Source organism: Bradyrhizobium sp. AUGA SZCCT0105 (genome assembly GCF_018129565.1).
Classification (GTDB): Bacteria; Pseudomonadota; Alphaproteobacteria; order Rhizobiales; family Xanthobacteraceae; genus Bradyrhizobium.
In genome coordinates this window covers 219,294-233,278 of sequence record NZ_JAFCMK010000008.1, presented here as the reverse complement: position 1 = coordinate 233,278, position 13,985 = coordinate 219,294, and the positions used below count along the sequence as shown (strand labels likewise).

12 protein-coding genes and 1 riboswitch are annotated in these 13,985 nt (G+C 65.7%); of the genes, 11 read left to right on the top strand and 1 reads right to left on the bottom strand.

The genetic code is table 11. The annotated features are described in order from the left end of the window. Nucleotides 1-32 precede the first annotated feature (32 nt). A complete protein-coding gene (locus tag JQ573_RS32095) occupies nt 33-659 on the top strand; it encodes an FMN-binding negative transcriptional regulator (protein WP_212318348.1) in 627 nt (208 codons plus the stop codon). 12 nt (nt 660-671) lie between these two features. Next, the gene (locus tag JQ573_RS32090; protein ID WP_212318346.1) at nt 672-1,289 is read left to right on the top strand and encodes a LysE family translocator; all 618 of its coding nucleotides are present in this window, start codon (nt 672-674) and stop codon (nt 1,287-1,289) included. A 536-nt stretch (nt 1,290-1,825) separates the two neighbouring features. Here the strand turns inward: JQ573_RS32090 and rpmE are convergent. After that, nucleotides 1,826-2,053, bottom strand: coding sequence for a 50S ribosomal protein L31 (rpmE, locus tag JQ573_RS32085; RefSeq protein ID WP_016845230.1), 228 nt, complete (start codon nt 2,051-2,053; stop codon nt 1,826-1,828). Between the two features lie 191 nt (nt 2,054-2,244). Between rpmE and JQ573_RS32080 the strand changes: the two genes are divergently transcribed. The 9 genes from JQ573_RS32080 to JQ573_RS32040 all read left to right on the top strand — a co-directional run bounded on the left by JQ573_RS32080 (nt 2,245) and on the right by JQ573_RS32040 (nt 13,957). Then, a complete protein-coding gene (locus JQ573_RS32080) occupies nt 2,245-4,101 on the top strand; it encodes an ABC transporter ATP-binding protein/permease (protein ID WP_212318344.1) in 1,857 nt (618 codons plus the stop codon). Nucleotides 4,102-4,253: 152 nt separating this feature from the next. After that, a complete protein-coding gene (locus JQ573_RS32075) occupies nt 4,254-4,646 on the top strand; it encodes a hypothetical protein (protein WP_249132585.1) in 393 nt (130 codons plus the stop codon). A 154-nt stretch (nt 4,647-4,800) separates the two neighbouring features. Continuing rightward, a complete protein-coding gene (locus tag JQ573_RS32070; protein ID WP_212318340.1) occupies nt 4,801-6,291 on the top strand; it encodes an amidohydrolase family protein in 1,491 nt (496 codons plus the stop codon). 1 nt (nt 6,292) lies between these two features. Beyond that, complete coding sequence (locus JQ573_RS32065) at nt 6,293-7,222, top strand: GTP-binding protein (RefSeq protein WP_212318338.1); 930 nt, start codon at nt 6,293-6,295, stop codon at nt 7,220-7,222. Between the two features lie 229 nt (nt 7,223-7,451). After that, nucleotides 7,452-7,648, top strand: a riboswitch (cobalamin riboswitch). Nucleotides 7,649-7,753: 105 nt separating this feature from the next. Then, nucleotides 7,754-10,033, top strand: a complete 2,280-nt coding sequence (locus tag JQ573_RS32060) for a TonB-dependent siderophore receptor (RefSeq protein WP_212318336.1) — start codon at nt 7,754-7,756, stop codon at nt 10,031-10,033. 2 nt (nt 10,034-10,035) lie between these two features. Further along, entirely contained in the window at nt 10,036-11,520 is a 1,485-nt protein-coding gene (locus tag JQ573_RS32055) for a PepSY domain-containing protein (RefSeq protein ID WP_212318334.1), read from the top strand. Nucleotides 11,521-11,754: 234 nt separating this feature from the next. Next, nucleotides 11,755-12,375: an STN domain-containing protein gene (locus JQ573_RS32050; RefSeq protein ID WP_212318332.1), complete on the top strand. Its 621-nt coding sequence runs from the start codon at nt 11,755-11,757 to the stop codon at nt 12,373-12,375. Further along, a complete protein-coding gene (locus JQ573_RS32045; RefSeq protein ID WP_212318330.1) occupies nt 12,372-12,914 on the top strand; it encodes an RNA polymerase sigma factor in 543 nt (180 codons plus the stop codon). The genes JQ573_RS32050 and JQ573_RS32045 overlap by 4 nt, the downstream gene beginning before the upstream one ends. 62 nt (nt 12,915-12,976) lie before the next feature. Then, entirely contained in the window at nt 12,977-13,957 is a 981-nt protein-coding gene (locus JQ573_RS32040; RefSeq protein ID WP_212318328.1) for a FecR family protein, read from the top strand. The last annotated feature ends 28 nt before the right edge of the window (nt 13,958-13,985 follow it).

The following is a 13,985-nucleotide window of genomic DNA, read 5'->3' as shown; positions in this document are numbered from 1 at the left end:
ACAATTCGATGAGGTTTGCCAAGAGGCCTGCCATGTACCTGCCGCCGCATTTCAAGATGGATGAGCTCGGCCCGATCCACGCCGCGATGCGGGCCTCAAAGCTCGCGACACTGGTTACCGCGACCGCGGACGGGCTGATCGGAACGCCGCTGCCGCTGATCCTCAATGAAAACGAGGGCGGTTACGGCACGCTGTACGGTCACGTCGCGCGGCCCAATCCGCAATGGAAGCTGCCCGCCGTGGGTGAGGCGATGGCGATCTTCATGGGGCCCGACGCCTATGTGACGCCGTCCTGGTATGTGACCAAGGCCGAGCACGGCAAGGTGGTGCCGACCTGGAATTACCTCGCCTTGCACGCCTACGGTGCGGCCGAGTTCTTCGAGGATGCGGACCGGCTGCTCGATGTCGTGACGCGACTGACCCGGTTGCACGAGAGTACGCGCAAGGAAGTCTGGCAGGTCAGCGATGCGCCCGATGATTTCATCAAGGCGCAGCTGCGCGGCATCGTCGGCTTCCGGATGCCGATCACACGGATCGACGCCAAGAAGAAGATGAGTCAGAACCGCAAGCTCGAGGATCGCGCCGGTGTCATCGCGGGCCTAGGCGCCAGCGACAATCCCGTTGATCACGAAGTCGCGGCGATGATCCCGGCGAACTGACGAAAGCCTTCGATGGAATTGTACCTTGCCTTTGCGATCACGACCGCGACCTTCGCGCTGATTCCGGGGCCGGCCATGCTGTATGCCGCGGCCCGCACTTTGGCGGGCGGCCGACGTGCCGGGCTGATGGCCTCGCTTGGCCTGCATCTCGGCGGCTACGTTCATGTCATCGCCGCGGCCGCCGGCCTAGCGCTTCTGTTTCATGCGGTGCCGCCGCTATTCACAGCGATGAAGCTCGCCGGTGCGGCCTATCTGGTCTGGCTCGGGCTGTCGCTGTTTCGCGATCGCGACAGTACAAAGCGCCCTGAGCTTGCGCCGCTTTCCGCGGAGCGCGCGTTCGCGCAGAGCATCGTCGTCGAGGTGCTCAATCCGAAAACTGCGATCTTCTTCCTGGCGTTCCTGCCGCAGTTCGTCGATGTGTCGGCTAGCCTGCCGGTCTGGGCCCAGCTGTTCCTGCTCGGCACGACAGTCAATTTGACGTTCTCGGCGGTCGATATCGTCTGCGTGTTCTTCGCCAGCGCCGTGATGTCGAAGCTGCAGCGCTCCCGCAGGTCGCAGCGGATCATGCAGCGGATCGGCGGCAGTATCCTGGTCGCACTCGGCGCGCGGCTCGCCTTCCAGGATCGGTAGGGTCACGGCGGTCCATCTACCGGCGTCCGCCTCGCGCGCGTGCCACTGAGTTGCCCGACGGCGCAAGCCCTTCGCGTGCAGAACTCGGGCGCTTCATGTCGCGAGAATGCGGATGTGTGGCTCACAAGTGGCGCAACAAACTCAGTGTCGTCCCGGGCTTTACCCGGGACCCATAACCACAAATGGCAATTGGTGCGCGATGCTGGGGCCACAACCTTCTTCAACATCACAACTCTGTGGTGATGGGTCCCTGCTTTCGCAGGGACGACGATTGTGGATGCAGGCCACACATTCAGTTCGTCCTGGCGAAAGCCAGGACTCATTACCCCGAATCTCAATTGTTGCGCGCGCGGGGGCTGCGATCCCGTTCATCACTGAATGCGGTGGTTATGGATCCTGGCTTTCGCAGGGACGACGCACGGAGCGAGCCGCGCGCTCGTCCGTCCGGCCGGCCGATCCGGAGCAGCCCAAAACAAAAACGCCCCCGAGACGGAGGCGCTTTGCGTTTGATCGCGAGGGCGATCCCGAAGCGGACTTTAGTCCTTCTTGAGGAAGCCCGAAAACTTCTTCTGGAAGCGCGACACACGGCCGCCGCGGTCCATCAGCTGCTGGGTACCGCCGGTCCAGGCCGGGTGCGACTTGGGGTCGATGTCGAGGTTCAGCGTGTCGCCTTCCTTGCCCCAGGTGGAGCGGGTCAGGTACTCGGTGCCGTCGGTCATGACGACCTTAATCGTATGATAATTCGGATGAATATCGGCTTTCATGACAGTTCCTTCGGCGCGCCAGCGCCCGTCTCAAGACATCTAGGTACGGGATTTGGGCGGCTCTATAACCCATGGTGCCCGCCAAAACAAGCCAAGAAAGGGCTTAAGCCCATCACCGGATTGGGACTTTACCGGATTTGCCAGCCGGGGGTCGGCGGGCCTATGTGGGGGCAATAGAACCGGTCTAGATAATGAGTGTAGCCGAACAGCTTGAGACCCCTCGCGGCACCCCCGAGCCGCCGCGCGACGCGTTGCTCGATGAGGAGGCCTTCATCGAGAGCCAGATCATGGAGCCGGCGAAGAGCCGTGCCCGCTTGCGGCCCCTGCTTGCGCTCGCGCCCTATGTGGCGCGCTACAAGCGGCGGGCGATCCTCGCGCTGATCTCGCTGACGATCGCGGCGATCACCACGCTGATCGTGCCGGTCGCGGTGCGGCGGATGATCGACCTCGGCTTCACGCCCGAAGGCATCGCGATGATCAACAGCTATTTCAGCGTGATGATCGCCGTCGTCGCGGTGCTCGCCTGTGCCAGCGCCTCGCGCTACTACCTCGTGATGACGATCGGTGAGCGCATCGTCGCCGATCTCCGGCGCGACGTGTTCGCGCATCTGATTTCGCTGTCGCCCGCGTTCTTCGATTCCGCACGGTCAGGTGAATTGGTGTCGCGGCTCACCGCCGACACCACGCAGATCAAATCCGCGGTCGGCGCCTCGGTGTCGATCGCGCTGCGCAATCTGATGCTGTTCTTCGGCGCCGCCGCGATGATGGTGATCACCAGCCCGCGGCTCTCGGGCTTCGTTCTGCTCGCGATTCCGATGATCGTGATTCCGCTGGTCGCGTTCGGCCGCTGGGTGCGGCGATTGTCGCGCAACGCCCAGGACACGCTGGCCGATGCCAGCGCCTATGCCTCCGAGCTGGTCAATGCGATCCGCACCGTGCAGGCCTATACCGGCGAACGGCTCGCCAGGGCGCGCTTTGCCCGCGAGGTCGAGCAGGCCTATGTCGCCGCGCGCAGCTCGACCAAGGCGCGCGCGATGCTGACACTCATCGTCATCTTCATCGTGTTCGCCAGCGTCGTCGTGATCCTCTGGGTCGGGTCGCACGACGTGCTGATCGGCGCCATCAGCCCCGGCCGGCTCGGCCAATTCATTCTCTATACGGCCTTCGCAGCGAGCGGCCTCGGCCAGCTCAGCGAGGTCTGGGGCGAGGTCTCGGCCGCATCGGGCGCCGCCGAACGGCTGTTCGAGATTTTGCGCGTCAGGCCACAGATCGCAGCTCCCGCGTCGCCGCGCGCACTGCCGCAGCCTGCGCGCGGCGATGTCGGCTTCGACAATGTCAGCTTCGCGTATCCGACCCGGCCCAACGCGCTGGCGGTCGACGGCGTGTCGCTGGAGGTGCGCTCCGGCGAGAAGGTCGCGATCGTCGGCCCGTCGGGCGCCGGCAAGAGCACGCTGTTCCACCTGCTGCTGCGCTTCTACGATCCGAAATCGGGCACCATCTCGCTCGATGGTGTGCCGATCCGGCAGGCCGATCCGGCCGACGTGCGCGCGCGGCTCGCGCTGGTGCCGCAGGATTCCGTGGTGTTCGCCGCGAGCGCCCGCGACAATATCCGGTTCGGCCGGCCCGATGCCACCGACGCCGAGGTCGAGCGCGCCGCTGATCTCGCCCATGCCACCGAATTCCTGCGCCGGCTGCCCGGCGGCTTCGACGCCCAGCTCGGCGAGCGCGGCGTGACGCTGTCCGGCGGCCAGCGCCAGCGCATCGCGATCGCGCGCGCGATCCTGCGCGATGCGCCGCTGCTGCTGCTCGACGAGGCGACCTCGGCGCTCGACGCCGAGAGCGAGACGCTGGTGCAGACCGCGCTGGAGGAATTGATGCGCCATCGCACCACGCTTGTCATCGCGCATCGCCTGGCCACCGTGCTGTCCTGCGACCGCATCCTGGTGATGGACCAGGGCAGGATCGTCGAGCAGGGCACTCACGCCGAGCTGGTTGCCGCGGGCGGCCTCTACGCGCGGCTGGCACGGCTGCAATTCGAGGGGATTTGAGCGAATTGGGACTCGGTGCGCTCCGTCTATGCGATTCCTATGCGATCGAGCGCGCGCTCCCCTCGAAAACCTATTCCCGCGCGAGGATAGTCGCGCCGCGCCTGACCTCCCTCGACGGCCGAAGGGGCATCGGCGCGCGGGGTGTTCGACTGATGCGCGAGGACGCGACCGAACCGGAGAGCAAGCTGCTTCGTGCCTGGCAGCTTGCCGTCCTGCGCTTCGCGGTGACGCTCGACGACGATGATCGGATGCACGCGCTCGGCGTGGCCGGCGAGGTCGACCGGTTGGGTGGCGCGGCCGATGACGCCTTCCACTTCTTCCGCAGGACGACCGCGGAGCTGTGCGCGGCGATCTCCGGTCGGGGCGCGGATCAGGATGCCGTCATCCGGCGATTTCTGGCAGAGATCGACAACGTCAGACTCAAGCGCGCGGTCGAAGCGGCGATCGCCAAGGACCGCACGCCGCCGAAACTCGTGGCGAGCCGCATCAAGCCCGGCACCGATCTCTGGCGGGGCCTGCCATCGCGGCGTGCAACCGGAACGTAGGGAGGGGCTCTCTGCAATCGCCATCACGGCGCGGCGGATATTCCGCCAGAACATGTCGCCACGACCCCTTGCCGGGTTGCTGCGATGAGTGCGATGCGCTTCTCTGTGCTCGAAAAGAGACCGGTCGGTGTCGGACAATGCGGGGAGTGGCGAGATGGGTGGTTTGGTGATCAGCGGCGGCCGGGTGGTGGATCCGGCCAGCGGGATGGACGCGATCGGCGACGTCGCCGTCGTCGACGGCAAGATCGCCGCGGTCGGCACCGGGCTCGGCGGCGCGGAGCGGCAGATCGACGCCAGCGGGCTCGTGGTCGCTCCCGGCTTCATCGACCTGCACGCGCATGGCCAGACCATACCGGCCGATCGCATGCAGGCGTTCGACGGGGTGACGACATCGCTCGACCTCGAGGCCGGCGTGCTGCCGGTGGCATCCTGGTACAAGCGGCAGGCCGAGAAGGGGCGGGTGCTGAACTACGGCGCCGCGGCCAACTGGGCGTTCGCGCGGATCGGCGCGATGACCGGTTCGAATTCGGAAAGCTCGCTGGAATCGTTCGGCGCAGCGATGCGCGATCGCCGCTGGATCGAGAACGTGGCGACCGAGGGCGAGGTCGGCGGTATCCTCGCGCGCCTTGCCACCGCACTGAATGAGGGTGGCATCGGCATCGGTATTCTCAACGCCTATGCGCCCGGCGCCGGCGTGCAGGAACTCACCGCGGTGTGCCAGCTCGCCGCGGATCATGCGGTGCCGACCTTCACCCACGTCGCCTACATGTCGCGCATCGATCCCGAGAGCGCGGCCGAGGCCTATATCCGCCTGATCGGCTATGCCGGCGCCACCGGCGCACACATGCACATCTGCCATTTCAACTCGTCGAGCAAGACGGACATCGAGCGCTGTGTTGCGCTGATCGCCAAGGCGCAGGCGCAGGGCCTGCCGATCACGGTGGAGGCCTATCCCTACGGCACCGGCTCGACCGTGCTGGCGGCGACCTTCTTCAGCGATCCGAAATTCGAGGAGCGTAACGGCCTCGGCTATGATTCGGTGCAGCGAGTGACCGACGGTCACCGCTTCGGCAGCCGCGAGGAGCTGCTGGCGGCGCAGGCCGCGGAACCCTCGACGCTGGTGCTGTGGCACGTGCTCGATATCGAGAACAATCAGCATCATCGCGACCTGCTCGACATGGCAGTGCTGTATCCGGGCGGTGCGATTGCGTCCGACGCGATGCCGTGGACGCTGTCGGATGGCCGCCCCTACACCGGCGACGCCTGGCCGCTGCCTGACGATGCCACCTCGCATCCGCGTTCAGCCGGCTGCTTCACCCGCTTCATCCGCGAATGGGTGCGCGAGCGCAGGAAGGTGTCGCTGCTCGAGGGCATCCGCAAATGCGCGCTGATCCCGGCGGAAATCCTGTCCGCGAGCACGCCGGCGATGCGCGCCAAGGGCAGGTTGCAGGTCGGCGCCGACGCCGACGTCGTGGTGTTCGACTTCGAGACGCTCAGCGATCGCGCGACCTTCTCCGCGATGAACCGCCCGGCGGAAGGCGTGCGGCATCTCGTGGTCAGCGGTCAGCCGCTGATCAATGATGGCGTGCTCGACGTCGCGGCACGGCCGGGCCGGCCGGTGCGCCGGCCGGTCACTGGGGGCTGATGTGGCGGTCCCGATCCTGCTGGTCGCGGGTTTTCTCGGGGCGGGCAAGACCACGGTCGTGAACCATCTGCTGGCGCATGCGCAAGGCCGGCGCATCGCCGCCGTGGTCAACGATTTCGGCGCGATCAATATCGACGCGGAGCTGATTGCCGGCGCCAGCGACGGCGTGGTCAGCCTGAGCAATGGCTGCATCTGCTGCACGCTGGAAGGCGATCTGCTGCGCACGCTCGCAACCTTGCTGCGGCGTGATCCGCGTCCCGAATTCATCGTGATCGAGACCAGCGGGATCGCCGATCCCGCCGACATCGTGCGCAACCTGATGGATCCGGTGATCTGGAAGGAGGCGCCGCTGGAGACCGTGCTGTGCGTGGTCGACGCGACGCAGCCGGTGGCGATGCTGAACGATGCGCTGCTGCGCTCGCAGCTGCGCGCGGCCGATGTGGTGGCGCTGAGCAAAGTCGATCTGGCCGATGCAGCCGCGTGCGCGGCGATCCGCGATGCCGTGCGGACAGTGCGTCCGGCTGCGGTCATCGTTGCTGCCCTGCATGGCGAGGTGCCGGCCGAGCTGGTGTTTCCGGCCGATCTCGATCATGTGCCGACGCTGCGCGAGACCGCGCCGCGACGGCCGACGTCCGATCGGTTCGAGACGCTGAGCTGGACCTCGGAGCGGAAGGTAGCGTTGCCGCGCTTGCAGCAGGCGATCGGCAGACTGGCGCCGAAGCTGGCGCGGGCGAAGGGATTGTTCGAGACGGTGGAGCAGCCGGGACGGCTGACGGTATTTCAACTCGCCGGCGGACGCGCGACACTGGCTGCCGGCGGCGTGCCGGCGCCCGGCGTGCCACGCACGCGAGTCGTGTTCATCGCCGAGATGGGCGCGCTGTCGCGGGCCGAGATCGATGAGGTGATGCAGGGATGTGTCGAAGCAGGGTGATGTGAGCTTACGTTTCCGTCACCCTGAGGAGCGCGAAGCGCGTCTCGAAGGGTCGACGGCCACCAGCCGGGCCGCGCATCCTTCGAGACGCGCGTTCCGCGCTCCTCAGGATGACGGGTTACCTCTCCGCGTCAGCAGTAGATGTGGCCGGGCTGTGTCATCGCCGCAGCATCATCCCGCAAAGCATGTGTGCGACAATCGCATCGAATTGACAGCCCATCCCGCACCACCTATCGTTTCGCTCGACGGTTCCCTTCGGGGATCAAAAGGGAATGCGGTGCGAGGGTAACCCCAATGCCGCAGCTGTCCCCGCAACTGTAAACGGCGAGCCTTTCGTCAATTTGCCACTGGGCCACTCCGCCCGGGAAGGCGTCGACAGGCGATGACCCGTGAGCCAGGAGACCTGCCGTCAGTCGTGGTCACACGCGAGCACATCGGGCGGGGGCGTCCTGGTGGGATCGGAGCACTGCCTCTGGGGCAATGCGCCAGTCCGCGTTCGCGGTGACGTGCCACGTTACCGCGAGTCTTTCCATGTCTCCGTCAACTCCCGCCGCGCGCCGTTGGCGCCTCGGTCTCGTTTGCTCCCTGTCATCGCTGCTGCTGCCGGCTGAAGGTTCGGCACAAACATCTCCACCCACCACGCTCGATCCGATCGAGGTCGCACCCTCGACATCCGCAAAGCCCAAGCCTGCGGCGCGAAGCCGCAACTCGGCGACGTCGTCGCGGCCGCGCGCCAGACCTGCAACGGCGGTAACCGCTGGCGCGCCCCGTGCTGCAGCGTCGGGCGCTTCGGGATCGGCATCGCCGACGCTCAACGCCACCACACAGGGAGGCACCGGCAGTCGCCTCAATTTGACGCCGCTGCAGACGCCGGCCAGCGTCGAGATCATCTCGTCGCAGACCATCGCCGAGCGCGGTCAGCATAATGTGCTCGATGCCGTCACCCAGAACGCGGCCGGGTTCATCGCGACGCCGGCGCCCGGCAATGGCGGCCTGTCGTTCAGCACCCGCGGCTTTGCCGGCAGCAACTCGGTGATGACGCTGTATGACGGCACACGCTTCTATATCGGCTCGGGCACCCTGACGTTCCCCTACGACACCTGGTCGACCCAGCGGGTCGAGGTGCTGCGTGGCCCGGCCTCGGTGCTGTATGGCGAAGGCGCGATTGGCGGCGTCATCAACGTCGTTCCGAAGAAGCCGCAGGGCATGCCCTATAACGAGGCCGAGGTCTCGCTCGACAGCAACATGACGCGACGGCTGTCGGTGGACAGCACCGGTCCGATCAGTCCCAATGTGTCCTACCGCATCAACGCCACCGGCAACATATCGGACGGCTGGGTCGATCGCGACAAGACCTCGAATGCGGTGGTCTCCGCCGCCGTGCGGGTGCAGGCATCGGACAATCTCGCCTTCACGCTGTCAGAGGATTATGGCGACCGCAGCCCGTCGCGCTATTTCGGCACGCCGCTGATCAACGGCTCGATTCAGGACGCGCTGCGCTTCAAGAACTACAACGCATTGGACAGCGCAATTCGCTACCAGGACAGCTGGACCCAGCTCAAGACCGAGTGGGACGTCGCCGACGGCATCAAGATCAACAACACGCTGTATTACCTGACCAGCGAGCGGCACTGGCGCGATATCGAAAACTACACCTGGAACCCGAAGACCCAGCTGATCGACCGCTCCAGCTACATCGAGATCTTCCACGACCAGAAGCAGCTCGGCAACCGGATGGATGCGACCTTCAGCGGTCACGTCCTCGGGCTCGCGAACCAGTTCGTTGCCGGGTTCGACGTCAACCGGATCGACTTCGCCCACACCAACAACTCGCCCTATGGCGGCGCGTCGTCGGTCAATCCTTACGTGTTCGATCCCGGATCGTTTTTCGCGACGACCACGGCGACGACGCCGGGCTTCAACGCGATCGTCAATCAATACGCGCTGTTTGCCGAAGATCGTCTGTCGCTGACCGATCAATTGTCGCTCGTCACCGGCGTCCGGTACGATCGTCCCGAGGTCGATCGCACCGACTACAAGACGCCGGCGAACAGTTTTGAAACGACGCTGTCGGGCACCAGCTGGCGAACCGGGTTGGTGTACGAGCCGATCAAGAACCTCGCGTTCTATGGTCAGTACGCGGTCGGCTTCGATCCGGTCAGCAATTTGATCTCGCTGTCGACCTCGCAAAAAACCTTCCAGCTCGCGACCGGCAAGCAGACCGAGATCGGCGTCAAGCAGTCGTTCTGGGGCGGCCGCGGCGAGTGGACGCTGGCAGGGTACGAGATCGTCAAGACCGGCCTGACCATTCCCGATCCCAGCAATCCCACTGCCGGCCTGGCACTGCAGATCGGCCAACAATCATCACGCGGGGTCGAAGGATCGATCGGGCTCGCGCTGAACGATGGCTGGCGCGTCGACGCCAATCTTGCGCTGCTGCGTGCCCGATACGACAACAACAGCCAGGTGGTCGGCGGCAAGGTCGTCAGCTACAACGGCAATGTTCCGGTCAACGTTCCGCAGCAGGTCTCGAACGTCTGGCTGACCTGGGACTTCGCGCCGAACTGGTCGGTTTATAGCGGCGTGCAGATCGTCGGCGCGATGTACTCCGATCTCGCCAACACCCAGCTGCGGCCGGGCTACAATGTGGTCAATGGCGGCATCAGGTGGAAGCCCGATGATCGCACCACGGTTGCGTTCCGCGTCTACAATCTGTTCGACAAGGTCTACGCGGTGACCTCGAACGGGACGGGGCAGTGGCTGCTCGGCATGCCGCGCACCGCCGAATTGTCCGTCAACGTGAAGTTCTGACCATGCGCAACGCTCTGATCCGGCGAGCGCGGCGATGGCTTTATGTCGTCCATCGCTGGATCGGCATTGCGACGTGTCTCTTCTTCGCGATGTGGTTCATCTCTGGCCTCGTCATGATGTACGTGGCGTTTCCGCGCCTCACTGACGACGAGCGCCTCTCTGCGCTCCCTGGCATCGTTTGGGGCAAGGTACAGATCGCACCTGATCGTGCGATGGCGATCGCGGGCACGGAACATTATCCACGCGATCTCCGGCTCTCGATGCTGGACGACGTTCCGGTCTATCGCGTGACCGGATGGAACGGGGGCGCCGTCACCATTTCGGCGATCGACGGCAGCGTCATCGACCGGATCACGCCGGGTCAGGCACTGGCCATTGCACGCCATCATCCGCACGCGGTGCGTCCGCAATTGCTCGACACGGTGACGCGCGATCAATGGTCGGTCACTGCGCGCTTCGATCCGCTGCGGCCGCTCTATTTGATCGGTCTCGGCGACGCCGATGGCACCGAACTTTATGTCTCGTCGCGCAGCGGTGAGATCGCGCTCGACACCACGCGGCAGGAACGTATCTGGAACTGGCTCGGCTCAATCCCGCACTGGATCTATCCGACCGTGCTGCGCAAGGATGGTCCGGTGTGGCGGGACGTGGTGCTGTGGATCTCGGGCACCTGCCTCGTCGTCGCGGTCACCGGCTTCTGGATCGGCATTTTGCGCCTGCGGCTGACGCGCCGTTACGCTGATGGCGCCGTCTCGCCCTATCGCGGCTGGATGGCCTGGCATCATATCGCCGGCCTCGTCGGCGGCATCTTCGTCTTCACCTGGATGTTCAGCGGCTGGCTGTCGCTCAATCCCGGCGGCGCCTTCTCCGGCCGCGGCCTCACGCGCGAGATCGCGGTTGGCTACAGCCGCCACGATGCGCCCGATATCGTCGCTCACTTGCAGTCGCCGCCGCAGGTATCGGCGGTGGAGGCGCGCTTCGTCTGGATCGGCGGACATCCCCTGATCGTGCTCGACGCTAGCGGCGGCCGTCGCAGCCTCGCCGATCCCTTGACCGGTGCGCCCGTGACGCTCTCGCAGGACGAGATCATCGCGGCCGCCCGGCGCGCGATGCCGAAAGCTGCGATGATATCGGCGCGACAGCTCGATGAACCGGACGCCTACTGGTACACGCTGCACCAAGCGCGCGAGCTTCCGGTGCTGCGGATCGCCTTCGACGATCTCGCCCATACCTGGCTGCACATCTCTCCGGTCACCGCCGAGATTCTCGATCGCAGCGACGACAGCCGCCGGTCCTACCGCTGGCTGTTCAACGCGCTGCACAGCCTGGACTTCCCGCTGCTGCTGCGCATCTGGCCGGCGCGCGATGTCGTGGTGTGGCTGCTGTCGGCGGTCGGCACCATCGTCTCGATCAGCGGTATCGTGATCGGCTGGCGCAGGCTGCGACGGCGCAAGGTGCGGCCGGCGCGAGGTCTCCGCCCTTGTTAGCAGATTGTCACAATCTGTTTCTATGTTGCGCCTGCCGCGGGGTTTGACGAACAGCTCTATCGATCACCGATAGATCGTGCTGTTCGGCTGGGCTTGAGGATCAAGGCGGCGCCTCATGCACTTTGTTCAATGGGTCGGAAGATCGGGCTGCGCTCGAAGCATGATCGGATGTGGCAGCGCTTTCTTGGCCTGGTCATAGGCACTCTCGTTGCCGGGAATATCCAGACGGTAACGATGGCCGCAAGCCTTGAATCAATTCGGACGCCGGCAACGGTCGACTTCGATATTGGCAGCCAGCCTCTGGTCTCCGCGCTCGATGCCTACAGCGCGGTCACCGGTCTTCAGGTCGTTTACGACGCCACACTGGCTGGGGGACGCCGCGCACAGGCCGTCAAGGGATCGATGACGCCCGACATGGCGTTGCAGCTCCTGCTCGAGGGAACCGGTCTGGTTGCAGTCTATGCCGCGGCGAACGCCTTCACGATTGTGCCTGCGGCCACTGCGCCGCAGACGGCGTCGATGCGTGGCTTCATGCCGTATCTTGCGGCCGTCCAGAGCAGCGTCGAGGAGGCATTCTGCCGGTCCGCGCTGACCGCGCCGGGCGGCTATCGGATCAAGTTCAGGTTCTGGATCGGGCATGCCGGCGAGGTGCTGCAGCCCCAGCTGCTCGGCTCGACCGATGACAGCGCGCGTGACCAGGCGATCGCCGCCCTGTTGCGTGCTGTCGTGATCGGCCGGCCGCCGCCTCCGGACATGCCGCAGCCGGTCATGATGGCGGTTTCGCCGCGGCCGCCTTCCGAGACCGGCGACTGTGCCGCGCGTGACCCAAGGCGCCCGGGACTGGTCGCGCGATGACGGAAACCACTTCGACCACGCTTCGGCAGGTGCTCGTCGAGCGCTACGACGAGCTTCGCCGCCGCCTCGCGCGGCGTCTCGGCGACGAAAGAGCCCGCGAAACCCTTCACGAGACGTGGCTGCACCTTCGCGACAAGAACGGCTCGGGCGTGGTGGACAGCCCGATCGGCTATCTGCTGCGCAGCGCGCTCAATCTTGCGATCAGTCGCGAGCGCCAGGAGACGCGCCGCCTCAAGCGGTTCGAGGTGCAGCCGATGCTTGAGATCGCCGACGCGGCGCCCGGCCCGGAACGCGAGGTCGAATCGCGGGAACAGATTGCGCATCTGGAGCAGGTGCTTGAGGAACTCACGCCGCGCCGCCGGACGATCCTGCTCGCATCCCGCCTGGAGGGCACGCCGCTCCGGGAAATCGCCGCGCGTCTCGGGGTTTCGCAGCGTCTGGTGGAGCTTGAGCTGAAAGCTGCGCTCGAGCATTGCGCCAAGCGCTTTAATAAAAAGGTCACAAGGCGTTTCGGTCCGGCACCGCGGGAAACGTCCTGATAGGAGAGCGTCAGAGTGTTGCGTATTTGGATGGACGTGCTGCCAAGAGAAACGCCCGATCGATGACACGTAGCGACGAACCGTCGGAGGAGCTGACCGCGATCGAGAGCGAGGCGCTTGCGCGCGTCCAGCGGCTTGGTTCGGGGCAGGCTACCCGGCGGGACATCGAGGAAACCCGGCATTGGGGAAGCCAGAGCAGCGCCCATTCGGAGGCGCTGGCGCAGGCCAGCCTGCTCTGGGATCAGCTCGGCCCGGCCGGCGCCAACCTGTTGAAGCGGCGCGGCGATTCCATGCCGGCGGACGTCCGGCGGCAGCCGCGCATGACGCGGCGGGCGATGCTCGGAGGCGCGCTGGCGACGTCGGCCGCCGCCTATCTCGTGGTGTCGCCACCGATGCAGCTGTGGCCGTCGCTGCAGGATGTGATGGCGGACTATCGCACCGCCGCCGGCGAGCAGCGCAAGCTCACGATCGATGGCGGTGTCAAGGTGACGCTGAACACCGGAACCAGCGTCAATGTTCAGTCGGGCGACAGCAGCCAGGATCGCATCGAGATCCTGACCGGGGAAGCCGTGATCGCGGCGGCCTCCGCGAGCCGCGAGGTGCGCGTGGTGGCCGGCGACGGCGAGATGAGCGCGCGTCAGGCGCAGTTCAACGTCCGTCATGAGCCGCGCAGCACCTGCGTGACGTGTCTCGATGGTGAGGTCCGGGTCACCCGCCACAGCTCCGTCGCGGCGCTGCATGCGGGGCAACAGGTCAGCTATGCAGCGCTTGGTCTCGCGGCGCCCATGTCGGTCGATCCCGCCGAGGTGACAGCCTGGCGCGACGGAATGCTGATCTTTCATGATGCTCCGCTCGGCAACGTCGTGACGGAGATCAATCGTTACCGGTCGGGCAAGGTCATGGTGACGAACGCGGAATTGGAACGCCGTCTCGTCAACGGCCGGTTCCGGATCGACAATGTCGATGGCATCCTGACCATGTTCCAGCAAATCTTCGGCGCGAAGGCGCGACATCTGCCCGGCGGCATCGTGCTGCTGAGCTGATATCGGGCGGCCGTGAAAGCGCGCATCA